The organism is Marinobacterium lacunae (assembly GCF_000705555.1).
Lineage (GTDB): Bacteria > Pseudomonadota > Gammaproteobacteria > Pseudomonadales > Balneatricaceae > Marinobacterium_D > Marinobacterium_D lacunae.
The window spans coordinates 243,579-256,103 of record NZ_JMQN01000015.1; the positions used below are offsets into that span (position 1 = coordinate 243,579).

8 protein-coding genes are annotated in these 12,525 nt (G+C 58.0%); 2 read left to right on the forward strand and 6 right to left on the reverse strand.

The annotated features are described in order from the left end of the window. The first annotated feature begins 113 nt into the window (after window positions 1-113). Entirely contained in the window at window positions 114-851 is a 738-nt protein-coding gene (locus tag ADIMK_RS05745) for a GntR family transcriptional regulator (protein ID WP_036184823.1), read from the forward strand. Between the two features lie 33 nt (window positions 852-884). Here the strand turns inward: ADIMK_RS05745 and ADIMK_RS05750 are convergent, their stop codons facing one another. From ADIMK_RS05750 to ADIMK_RS05775, 6 genes are all read right to left on the reverse strand, one after another. After that, entirely contained in the window at window positions 885-1,676 is a 792-nt protein-coding gene (locus tag ADIMK_RS05750; RefSeq protein ID WP_036184825.1) for a M48 family metallopeptidase, read from the reverse strand. 240 nt (window positions 1,677-1,916) lie between these two features. Next, complete coding sequence (gene codA, locus ADIMK_RS05755; RefSeq protein ID WP_036184828.1) at window positions 1,917-3,167, reverse strand: cytosine deaminase; 1,251 nt, start codon at window positions 3,165-3,167, stop codon at window positions 1,917-1,919. Then, a complete protein-coding gene (locus ADIMK_RS05760; protein ID WP_051692522.1) occupies window positions 3,164-4,393 on the reverse strand; it encodes a PucR family transcriptional regulator in 1,230 nt (409 codons plus the stop codon). The genes codA and ADIMK_RS05760 overlap by 4 nt, the downstream gene beginning before the upstream one ends. Beyond that, the gene (codB, locus tag ADIMK_RS05765) at window positions 4,393-5,649 is read right to left on the reverse strand and encodes a cytosine permease (protein ID WP_036184832.1); all 1,257 of its coding nucleotides are present in this window, start codon (window positions 5,647-5,649) and stop codon (window positions 4,393-4,395) included. Before codB ends, ADIMK_RS05760 begins: the two co-directional genes overlap by 1 nt. A gap of 252 nt (window positions 5,650-5,901) precedes the next feature. Further along, on the reverse strand, window positions 5,902-6,918 hold the full coding sequence (locus ADIMK_RS05770; RefSeq protein ID WP_036184834.1) for an Ldh family oxidoreductase: 1,017 nt from the start codon (window positions 6,916-6,918) through the stop codon (window positions 5,902-5,904). Between the two features lie 9 nt (window positions 6,919-6,927). Beyond that, on the reverse strand, window positions 6,928-7,380 hold the full coding sequence (locus ADIMK_RS05775; protein ID WP_036184837.1) for an Lrp/AsnC family transcriptional regulator: 453 nt from the start codon (window positions 7,378-7,380) through the stop codon (window positions 6,928-6,930). Window positions 7,381-7,585: 205 nt separating this feature from the next. Here ADIMK_RS05775 and ADIMK_RS05780 point away from each other — a divergent pair, with 205 nt between their 5' ends. Beyond that, entirely contained in the window at window positions 7,586-12,418 is a 4,833-nt protein-coding gene (locus ADIMK_RS05780) for an NAD-glutamate dehydrogenase (RefSeq protein WP_036184840.1), read from the forward strand. The last annotated feature ends 107 nt before the right edge of the window (window positions 12,419-12,525 follow it).

Genomic DNA, 12,525 nt, shown 5'->3' on the forward strand with positions numbered 1-12,525 from the left:
TCAGGTTGTAAGCAGAAAGATGAAAAGCGATCAGGCGAAGGCATTGTGAATGGCAATTGGATCCAATCTGGTACAATTGAGTCCTGTAGGCCGTTCCTATATCAGAGGTGCAGATGAGCAAGGCGGGGCATAGGGTTCTCAGTACCCTCAGGCAGATGATTATCTCCGGCGAGCTGGAGGCGGGTGAGCGCATCGCCGAGATACCGACGGCGGAGCGTCTTGGGGTGTCGCGTACGCCGGTGCGCATCGCTTTTCGTGCGCTTGAGCAGGAGGGCTTGCTGATCAAGCTTGAGCGTCGCGGCTACCGTGTCCGCGAGGTTACACCGGATGAGGTCAGCGGTGCCATCGAAGTGCGCGGCGTACTTGAGGGGCTGGCGGCACGACAGGCAGCAGAGCTGGGTATCAGTGCCGAACAGCGCAAGGGGCTGCTCGAGTGTCTGGCCTGGGGCGACCAGCTGTTTGACAAGGGCTATGTCACCGAAGAAGACTTGGAAGCCTATCATGACCTCAACAGGCGCTTTCACGCGTTGATCATCGAAGCGAGCTGCAACCCGGCGATCGGCTCGGCGATGATACGAAACGAGCATCTGCCCTTTGCATCGGTCAGCTCACTGGCGATCGATCGCAACAACCTTAAGCAGGAGTATCGACGTTTCAACTTTGCCCACATGCAGCACCATGCGGTGTTCGATGCGATCGACCGGCGTCAGGGTGCCCGGGCTGAGGCGATCATGCGCGAGCATGCCAACGCAACGCTGCGTTACGCCGACCTGTTTGCCCAGCACGATAAAGAGGAGAGCGAGGTGCGTGTGATCGGTAATGCCGGTAATTCCGATACCATGATGCTTTAAAATAGAGCCGCCATTGGACGGCGGCTCGGTGGATCAAGCGGCGGCGGCCACCGGCTGAGGGCGGGTAGCGTAGTAACGCTGTATGTGATCGATACGCTTGGTCATGCGCGGGTGTGAGGAGAGGATCTCCTGAATAAAGCCGAACACGGTCGGGATGCGCTGCTCCTGCTGCTTGAAGGCGGCCACGCTCGTGTGCGAAGTGAGTACCTGGCTGCCGGAGGCTAACGTGATCATCGCAGTGACGGCGGCTTCCTGATTATGCGGTACGCAGCTGGCGGCAATGCGGTCGGCGGTCAGCTCGCAGGCGCGGCTGTATGCGGCACCGAGGAAGGGGATGAACATCGCCGGTTTCATCAGCAGATTGCTCCAGAAGCTCACATGTCCTGCTGAGTGATGGGCCAGCTCGTGGGCAATCACCATGCGCAGGCGGTCGGTGTCATTATCTTCCCAAAGCAGGTCAACAAGGCTACTGAACAGCAGGATATATTTGGTCGACAGGAACTTTATCGCCAGCGCATTGGTGAAGCCGCCGGAGTTGACCACGAAGGTTTCCGGCACCTTTGTCAGCCCCTGTTGTTTTGCTACGTCCTGAATGATCGCATTCAGCTTGGCATACTGATGATCGGTCACCTGTACGCTGTTGCCGAAGATGGTGGCGCGGAAAAAGCGTTCGGAAATCCAAAGTACAAGGGCGATCGGCAGTAGAAAGAGCAATATGCCAAAGACGGTGCCGAGCAGGGCCGCGATCCAGATAAGGCCGCCTATGGCCAAGCACAGGGTGCGGTAGAGCTTTTCTTTCGGGTGTCGCAGTTCGTTCACTGACATCTTTTATCTCCTAAGGTCAGTCAAGTAATACCCGTCATGTCCAATATGACGAGCGAGGGCGTATCGGCTATTCAGAGGCGATGGAGTTGCATCGGGGAAGGGAAAAGGACTTTCCGTGTCCGCGGTGGTCGGCTTCCTGCCATCTGATTCTGTAGGCGGATTAGGACAAAAATGCCCCATGCTGTCAAACCAGTTAACACCGTGGTTGATGTAGAACAGCCGGGGCGTGCACGGTGCCGCTTAGCGGTCGATCCAGTTTGGCGTTGTGACTCTGGCCGGCTCCCGCTGCATGATCCGCACGCCGTCGCGTACCGACAGCAGTACATCGCGCTGGTTGCGCACCACGCTGTAGTCGTCCTCGCCGTCGAGCAGGATGAAGTTACCGGGCTTGCCCACCTCGATACCGTAGCGCGCCTGAATGTTGAGTGTGCGTGCGCTGTTATCGGTGATCAGGCTAAGCGCCGACTGGAAGTCCCGGTAGCCCATCATCTGGCAGATGTGCAGACCGAAATCGAGGGTCCGCAGTAGCTTGCCGTTACCCAGTGAATACCAGGGGTCGAAGATCGAGTCCTGTCCCAGGCAAACATTGATACCGGCGGCATTGAGCTCTTTTACGCGGGTCAGTCCGCGGCGTTTGGGGTAGCTGTCGAAACGGCCCTGCAGGTGGATGCTTTCGGTGGGACAGGAGATGAAGTTGATGGCCGAGCGCTTAAGTAGCCGGAACAGCTTTGAGCAGTACGCGTTGTCGTAGGAACCCATGGCCGTCGTGTGGCTGGCAGTCACGCGCTCACCCATATCGTTGAACAGTGCCTCACAAGCGAGTACCTCAAGGAAGCGGGAGTTGGGGTCGTCGATCTCGTCACAGTGCACATCGACCAGGCGGTCATACTTGCGCGCCAGTTCGATCACTGTCTTCATCGATTGCTCACCCAGCTCGCGGGTGTACTCGAAGTGGGGGATGCCGCCGACCACATCCGCGCCGATCTCCAGCGCCTGCTCCATCAGCGTGAGGCCGTTGGGGTAGGAGAGCAAACCCTCCTGTGGAAAGGCAACCACCTGAATCTCGATCCTGTCTTTGAGCTCGTCGCGCAGACTGCACAGGGTTTTGAGTCCAACCAGCGTTGGATCGGATATATCGGCATGGGTGCGGATATGCTGCACCCCGTTCTGTACCAGCAGCTCAATGGTTTTCAACACCCGACGACGGATATCCGCCTCGTTCAGCATCGGCTTGCGCTCGGACCAGCGCTCGATGCCTTCGAACAGTGTGCCGCTCTGGTTCCAGTTCGGCTCGCCGGCGGTCAGTGCTGCGTCCAGATGGATATGCGGTTCGACAAAGGGGGCGCATAGCAGCTTGCCGGCGGCATCGATCTGGCCGTTTCCAGCACTCAATTCGGCGCTCTGCTCGGTGATGGCCGAAAACACGCCGTTGTCGATCTCCAGGGTATGGAGGGCGGCTTTCTGGCGCAGGCGGGCATTGATGATTTTCATGATCGCTGTGTCTCGTTGTCGATATTGTGATGCTGAAACAAAATCTGTTCGATCAGCAGGGCGTTTTGCAGGTTCAGTCGCGTGAACGGGTCACGCAGCGTGTGTCCGGTCAGTTTTTCGATCCGCTTCAGGCGGTGGGCCAGGGTATTACGGTGTACTCCCAGTGTTGCAGCCGTATGTTGCTGATTGCCGAAGTGGTTCAGGTAGTGGGTCAGTGTCTCCTTCAGAGTCAGTGCGTTCGGCTCGCGTGCGAAACAGAGCCCGCCGAGCTGCTCCTGACAGAAGCTGGCCAGCATCTGGCGTTGGGGGATCGCCGCGAACAGGCGAGCGATTCCAAGCTGTTCATAAAAGAACAGCCGCTGATGCTGGTGCTGGACGGCAAACTGGGCAGCCTGACAGGCCTGATCGACCGCCTGTGAAAGGCGGCTCAACCCCGGTTGCAGGTCGCTGACACCGGCATAGATGTTCAGTTCGGGTTGCTGACGCAGCAGCCATTGCACAGCCTGTTCAAGCTCTTCGGCCAGGGAGGCCGCGTGTGCCTCGTCGCAAGGCCAGATCGCCAGCAGATCATGCTCGTGAAGCAGCACCGGCCACTCAATGCCACGGCGCTTGAGCAGATCTGTCAGTAGCTGCTCAAGGCGGTTACGTTGCTGCAGCAGCAGTCGCTGCTCCTGAATATCAGTTGTCTGGCGCAGCAGTCGCAGCGCAACAACCGAGTAGGGTCGGCTGTCGCTCAGACCCAGCTCAGTGGCACGCAGATGAATAAGTTCTGGGGCCTCGGCAAAGCCATTGATCAGCTTGTTCAGGAAGAGCTTCACCGATTGTCCCATGAGGTTGTCCTGCACAATGGCGTTGCTGATCACCTCGGTGACGACCACCATCTTCAGGTCATAGGGTTGCTCGAGTATCGGGAAATCGAGACGATTGGCCAGTTCAAGCACGCTGGCCGGAATCTCTCGAATGAACTCGGGGCCTGTCAGTATGACGAGGCCCGCTACCTGATGTCGGGCGCCCTCGCGTACCAGCTGCTTCAGGTTTTGCTCGTTGCGCCGGCGATTGATGCCGGTTACAAACACGAGCTCACCCCCGCTCACCCAGTCAGCGATGCTGTCGTTTTCCGCCACATAGGGCCAGCGGACAACGCGGTTGCCACCCTGAAGTCCGGCCCGAAAGCGGATGCTTTCAAGGCCGGGGAGGCGGGTGACGTCGGTGCAGCAGATACTCATCAGCCCTCCGCCGCGTCGAGCATCGGCGCACATTTTGGCAGCCGGATCAGCACGCCATAGCACAGGGCTGCAACCAGCACCCCGACAATCGGCGGTAGAACCGGCGAGGCGTAGGCCGAAGCCGATCCCAGCGCATAGGCGCCAAGGCCGAACCAGTTGAAGGCGGGCAGGCTGACCTCGGCCAGTTTCGGATACCGGCCTTTATGGTGCAGCCAGAAGTCGGCCATGATCACGCCCCCGATGGGCGGGATAAAGGTGCCGAGCAGGATCAGGAAGGGGATCAGCAGGTTATACATGCCACCTACTGCCATAACTGTACCGATGGCGGCACCGCCGATGGTAACCAGTCGGCGCTTGTCAGTGCGCAGCAGGTTGCAGCCAGCGACGGCAAAGTTGTAGATGGTGTTGTCCTGCGTTGTCCAGATATTGAGGAATAGCATCAAGACGGCGAGCACGACAAAGCCCTGTGCGAGCATGACATCGACAATGTCCGCCTGCTGGTAGATCAGGGTGCCCAGTGCGCCGGTGAGCACCATCAAGCCATTACCGACAAAGAAGGCCGCCAGTGTTGCGATGACAGCGGTGCGCGGAGTACGTGCAAAGCGACTCCAGTTGGTGGCCTGAGTACCGCCACTGATGAAAGTGCCGATGACGACGGTGATCGCAGCGGCGAAGCCCATGCTTTCGGACGGGGTCTTTCCGACCAGCGCCGAGACGCCACCCACATCCAGAAGGCCGGTATAGAGGCTGACCAGGATAAACACCATCATTGCCGGTACGGCAACGCGTGAAAGCAGGTCCAGCCCCTTGTACCCCACCATCGCGGTAATACAGAAGGCGAAACCGAACAGGATCATCAGCGGTATCTGGAAAGACTCCGGCAGGCCGGTGGTCTTGGTCAGGACAATGGCGATGGTGGCCGTGCCCCAGGCGTACCAGCCGATCTGTGTAAAGCCGAGTACGAAGTCCGACAGCTTGCTGCCGGTTTCGCCAAAGCAGAAGCGTCCCATCAGTACAGAGTTCAGGCCGCTTTTGCAGGCAATATAGGCCAGGGCAGCGGCGTATCCGCCCAGCAGCAGGTTGCCGATCAGGATCGCCAGCATCAGCTCGCCGAACGAGAACGCCTGACCGAGTGTGCCTCCGGCCCACATAGTAGAGGTGAAGAAAGTAAAACCGAGCAGTACGACAGAGGTGGAGAACAGCCCTTTGCGTTCGCTGTTGGGCACTTCGCTCAATGGATAATCAGAGTGTTCCATATCGGGCTCCGCATTTTTAAGAGGTATGTGTTCAGATAACTCCTCAGGTAAAGCAACCGATGTGCCATGAATTCGGCAGGAAAACTCAGGCGCGCATATTGTGAATACTGGATAGCGCATGTGTCGGAATAATTGTGCACTGTGCACAACTGCGCGCAGGTCTCAGTGTGGTCCTCTCAAGCACTGTGCGCCAGCATGAAGCAGAAAATGGCGCGTGCTCTATCGGGGAGCGCCGTTTTTGAGGTGCAAGAGCTAGTTAAGCAGTGCCCGGATGTCGGTCAGCAGTTGAGAGGGGATGTCGACCCCCTCTCGGGCGGTGCGGTGGCGCGCCTCGAAGCGACGTTGCGAGGGCAGGCGGGCACCTTGGTTGACGATCGATTCGAACAGCTTTTCGGCCCGTTGCAGGTATTGGGCGGTTTCACTTCCGAGGAAACGCTCCGGGTCCAGTGCAATGATCAACTCGCCGTGATAGGGCAGACCGCCAGCGCCTTGATCCCAGTCCATCGACTCGGCGCTGGTCAGGTCGCCGATCAGCGGTCCGGCGATCAGCTCGATCATCGTCGCCAGCGCCGACCCCTTGTGCCCGCCAAAGGTGAGCATGGCTCCGTTCAGGGCCTCAATGGCATCGGTGGTGGGATTGCCAGCGGCATCAACGGCCCAGCCCTGCGGGATGGGCTCGCCGCTGCGGCGGTGGAGCTCGATATCGCCGCGGGCGATAGCGCTGGTGGCGAAGTCGAAGACATAGGGATGCGCACCCGGTCGTGGCCAGCCGAAAGCGAAGGGGTTGGTGCCGAACAGCGGCACCGTACCCCCGGCCGGTGCAACCCAGGCATGAGCGGGGTTGCAGGCCAGTCCGACCAGTCCGGCGGAGGTAATCGCCTCGATCTCCACCCACAGCGCCGAGAAATGGACGCAGTGGTTAATCGCCATGGCGGCGATGCCGCAGTGGTTGGCTTTCTCGATCAGCCGGGGCAGACCCCGGCTGAACGCCAGTGGAGCGAAGGCGCCTCCTGCATCGACACGCAGCACCGCCGGTGCCTGGTCCTTGATCACTGGCTCTGCATCGGGGCTTGCCTTGCCTGCTTGCAAGGTGCCGATCAGACCAAGCAAGCGGTAGACGCCATGAGAGGCGCAGTCGTCAACCTGGCCGCGCATCAGTGTTGTCGTGATGGCGTCGATATGGGCCAGCGAAAAGCCGTGTCGGCTTAGTACCTGACGGCAAAGTGTATCCAGCTCAGAGAGCTGCATACGGATGGTATCCGCGCTCATATCGAATCCTTAAATTCCAGTATCCTTGATGTTCTCCATCACCACAAAGGTGCTGGTCTGCAATACATGGGGCAGGGCCGATATCTGCTCGCCGAGCACGGCTCGGTACTCCTCCATGTTGCGGGTTCTCACCTTCAGCAGATAGTCGAAGTTGCCCGCAATCATATGACACTCCTCAACCGCCGATATCCTGCGTACGGCGGAGTTGAATGCATCGAGCGCCTTGCTGCTGGTGTCGTTCAGCGTGACCTGTGCAAACGCGATATGGTCCAGGCCCATTTTGGTTTGGTCCACCAGGGCTGTATAGCCCTTAATGAAACCCTGTTCTTCCAGGCGTTTCATGCGGATCTGGCAAGGGGTTTTTGACAGGCCTACGCGGGAGGCAAGTTCGGTAATTGTAATCCGCGCGTTTCTTTGCAATTCATCTATGATCAGGCGGTCAAACTTATCCAAATCGTCCATACATGCCTCGTTTGTGGGCTATCTGACCTGTAATCATATACGAATAAAGACCGTTTTCCTTCCAGGGCTGAGCATATGGTGAATCCGTCTCGTGAGGGAGGTCTATACTGTTGCGAGCGATTAGCTGCCGCGTTCAGCTCGCACTCAGTACGGACACGCTGCGAAGACATTAAAAAACCTAGCCATCTTCTCCTGGAAAAAATTCATGACCTTTTTCAGTTCGCCGACCAAAGCAACAGTGTTTGAACAATTGGCCAGTGCGTTAAGAGCCCGGCTTCCCGAGGCCGACGCTGAATGGGTGATCCGCTTTGCACATCAGTTATATGCGGTTTCCTCTTCGTCAGACCTGCTCGATACCGGTATCGATCAACTCTGTGCGAGCGTGCAGTACTACTGGAGGGCTATGCAGCGCTACACCGGCGAAGGCCCACATGTCGAAGTGTTTAACCCGACACTGACGGAACATGGCTGGCACTCGCCGCGAACAGCGGTGATGGTACACAGTCAGGATATGCCGTTCATCGTCGACTCCATCCGCATGGAGCTGGCGCGTTTGAAGTTGACAGTGCGTTCGGTGAACAACTGCACCCCCTACGTCGAACGTGCTGACGACGGCACTCTGCTGGCGCTGCCGGAATCCCGTGTCGGCGGGCGGTTGGAATCGGCGCTTTTTATCGAGATTGACCGAGTGCCGGACCCGGGACAGCTGATGATGATTCGGGAGTCGTTGCGTGAGGTGATGGCCGAGGTCGAAGTGACGGTGGCCGACTACCAACCGATGCTTGATAAGCTGGACGCGGTGCGTGCTGAACTCGAAAAACGGGGGCACGATTGCGCCCAAGAGTCCGAACAACGGCAGACGCTGGTGGAGGCGGGGCAGTTCCTGCACTGGCTGGGGCAGCGCCATTTTGTCCTGCTAGGTTATGAGAAACTCAGCCGTCAGGTTGCAGCTGACAGTGATCACCCACTGGCAGAGGGGTGGTTGGGTGTTCAGCGTTCACGGGCCGAGCGGGAGCAGGTTGGCGAAGCTCAGCGGCTCATGAATGAAAGTGACGCACCGATCAGTCTGCTGAAAGACAGTCGCCGTTCGCGTGTGTTCCGCGCCGATTACCAGGATCTGGTACTGGTGCGTCAGTTTAATGATCGGGGGCAGGTGATCGGTGCTCACTGCTTCTTTGGCCTATACACCTCGTCGGTGTACCAGACCCTGCCAACCGATATTCCCATGGTGAGACACAAGGTCAATCGCATTCTGGACGCTTCCGGTTTCGAGCCGGGCGGACACAGCTACAAGCAGATCCTGTACGTGCTCAAGGACCTCCCGCGCTCAGAATTGCTGCTGGCCAGCGTACCCGATCTGCAGACTATCGTGATGGGTGTATTCAACCTGCAGGAGCGGCGAAAAGCCTGCCTGTTTACGCGCCGTTCGGAGGATGGGCTCTATTACTCCTGTCTGTACTATGCCCCTCGTGATATCTACAACACCGCATTACGAGTCCGGGTTCAAGAGATTCTGGAGGCCGGATTCGGGGCAAAGGATGTCGAGGTTTCTGCGCAGTTATCCACCTCGGTGCTGTTTCGTACCCACTTCGTGCTCTACGTGGATCCGCTGGCACAATTCCAGTGTGATCTGGCGCAGATTGAAGCCGATGTACTTGCAGTATCCCGCTCCTGGGACGATGACCTGCTCGATAGTCTGATTGCCCAATATGGTGAAGAGCAGGGGATTCGGTTGTCCCAGCGGTATCGTGGGGCTTTTCCAACCGCGTACCGTGAGCACTTTTCGCCGCAGCATGCGGTTGCTGATATTGAGCAGATAGAAGTCATGGGAGAGGGCGGGGATGTACCGCTGAGCTTCTATCCGTTCGTCTCTGAGGATGCGCATCAATTGCGCTTTAAGCTCTACAACCAGCAAAGTTCCGTCGTGCTCTCCGACGTGATTCCGATGCTGGAGAATCTGGGTATGCGGGTACTGGGTGAACACCCTCATGTCGTTGAACGCCAGGATGGTGTGCGAATCTGGATCAGTGACTTTGTTGTCACCTGTCAGGCCGCCGGCGGCCAGAGTGCCGAGAGAGTCGAGCCTCTGCTGCGCGAGGCGTTTAAGCATATCTGGAATGGCCAGGCCGAGAACGACCCCTTCAATCACCTGATTTTGGGGGCCGGTCTGGGTTGGCGCGAGGTCGCATTGCTGCGCGCCTACGCACGCTATATGAAGCAACTGAGATTTGGTTTCAGTCAACCGTTTATCGCCGCGGCTTTAGGGCGCCACCTGGGCATTACCCGGCAACTGGTCGAGTATTTCGACGCAAGGTTCAAGCCCGGATACTCCGACGGGGAGCGCGATACCCGTGCAGCGGCGCTCACCGAGCGTATAACTTCAGGGTTGGATGAGGTGGAAACCCTGGATGATGATCGCATATTGCGCCGCTTCTTCGTGCTCATCGGTGCAACATTGCGCACCAACTACTACCAGCATTGCAACGAAGGCGAACACAAGCGGTATTTCTCCTTCAAGCTTGATCCAGCCGCGATCCCTGATATTCCCCAGCCCAGACCGCGTTTTGAGATATTTGTCTATTCGCCGCGGATTGAGGGTGTGCATCTCAGGGCAGGGCCCATCGCCCGCGGGGGGCTTCGTTGGTCGGACAGGGTCGAGGATTACCGCACCGAGGTGTTGGGGCTGGTCAAGGCTCAGCAGGTTAAAAACTCGGTGATCGTGCCGGTCGGGGCAAAGGGATGCTTTATCTGTAAACAGCCTCCCGAGGGGGGAAGAGACGCCTTTATCGCCGAGGGTATCGCCTGTTATAAGGACTTCATTCGGGGCATGCTCGATATTACCGACAACCTTAAAGGCGGAGAGGTTGTGCCGCCCCAAGAGGTCGTGCGGCACGATAGCGATGATCCTTATCTGGTCGTGGCGGCCGACAAAGGCACGGCGACCTTCTCGGATATTGCCAACGCGATCGCCGAGGACTACGGATTCTGGCTGGGCGATGCTTTCGCCTCCGGCGGCAGCGAGGGATACGACCATAAAAAGATGGGTATCACGGCCCGCGGAGCTTGGGAGTCGGTCAAGCGGCATTTTCAGGAGTTGGGGATCGATACCCAGACCCAGCCGTTCACGGTGGTGGGCATTGGCGATATGGCCGGCGATGTGTTCGGTAACGGCATGCTCTGCTCCGATCAGATCCGCTTGGTTGGCGCCTTCAACCATCAGCACATCTTTATCGATCCGACACCGGATGCGGCGCGCTCGTTTGCTGAGCGCAAGCGTCTGTTCGAATTGCCCCGTTCCTCCTGGGCCGACTATGACGTTTCACTGATCAGTGAAGGCGGTGGTGTTTTCCCGCGCGCCGCCAAATGGATCCCGATCTCTCCGCAGATGCGTCAGGTGCTGCAGATTGAGGCCGAACGTCTGGCCCCGAACGATCTGATCAAGGCTTTGTTGATGGCGCCGGTGGACCTGCTCTGGAACGGCGGGATCGGAACCTATGTTAAGGCGCGGCAGGAGAGTCATGAAGAGGTGGGTGACAAGTCCAACGATGGCTTGCGTATCAATGGCGAACAGCTGCGCTGCAAAGTGCTTGGCGAGGGCGGCAATCTAGGGGTGACGCAGCGGGGGCGCATTGAGTTTGCGCTCAACGGTGGCGCGGCCAACACTGACTTTATCGACAATGCCGGCGGGGTTGATTGCTCTGACCATGAGGTCAACATCAAGATTCTGCTCAATGAGCTGGTACAGGTCGGCAAGCTCTCGCTTGAAGAGCGCAATCAGATCCTGCGGGACATGACTGACGAAGTGGCTCAGTTAGTGCTCAAGAACAACTACCGTCAGGCGCTGGCGCTGAGTATTGCGCAGACTGACGGTGTGGCTGGGCTCGATGACTATGCTCGCTTTATTCGCCGTCTCGAGGCAGACGGAAAACTTAATCGTCAGTTGGAGTTTCTGCCGGACGAGGAGACCTTGCAGCAGCGTCAGGTGAAGGGAATAGGGCTTACCCGACCGGAGCTGTCGGTGTTGATCTCGTACGCCAAAATTGAGCTGAAACAGACGCTGGTGGATGCATGGATTGCGCGGGATTCGCGTTTTGCAAAGGCGTTTAACGGGGCCTTCCCAGCGTCGCTTTTGGCGCATTTTTCCGATGACGCCACCGGGCATCGACTGAGAGCCGAGATCACCGCTACCCAGATCGCCAACGATCTCGTTAACCGGATGGGGATCACCTACGTCAACAAAATGAAGCGGGCGGCCGGCACCGGCTATGCCGATGTGGCGGCGGCTTACCTGATCATTCGGGAGGTCTACGATGTCGATCGCTACTGGCGCGACGTCGAGGCACTGGATGGCCGGGTTGCGACGGAGGTTCAGGTGGCGTTGTTGAGGGATCTTGTCGGGCTGATCTCCCGCGGCAGTCACTGGCTGTTGCAATACCGGCGAGGGAGTCTCGATCCGGCCCTGTCGGTGGCGCGCTATCGGGATGCACTAACGGCCGTCACCGCATCGGCGGAGCAGCTCAAGCGAGTCATCCCTGAAGATCGCTGGTGTCAGCGCTATGATTACTACATCGCCAACGGTGTTCCCGAATCGCTGGCACTGTATTGTGCTTCGACGGAAAGTCGCTATTGGCTGATGGATATTATCGAGGTCGCCCTGCAACTTGATCAGAGTCTGGAACGGGTTGCAAAGGTGTATTTCACCTTGGGTGAAGAGCTGAATCTGATCTGGCTGGATCGTCAGATCCGTGCCTTCCGCCCGGTTAATCACTGGGAGTTGATGGCAGCGCTTAGCTTCCGTAACGAACTGGATCATCACCTGCGCGAACTCACCGCCGGTGTATTCGTGATCAATGATGCAGCCAACGAGATGCTGGATCCACCCGAAAAACTGGTTGAGCGCTGGTGGGGTGAGAAGCGTGCGATTCTTAAGCGCTGGAAACAGACCTTAACGGACATGCAGGCCAGCAAAGAGGTCGATTGTGCCGTATTTTCGGTGGCCGATGGTGTGTTGAAGGAGCTGGCTATAGGGAAGGGGTGACAGCCGGGTTTATGCGTAGGCGATAAACCCAGCAAACATGCAGGTTGGCCGGGGTTGGTTGGCCTGCTCTAGTCGAAACGTCTTTTTCTTCGGGAAATATGGGCGAA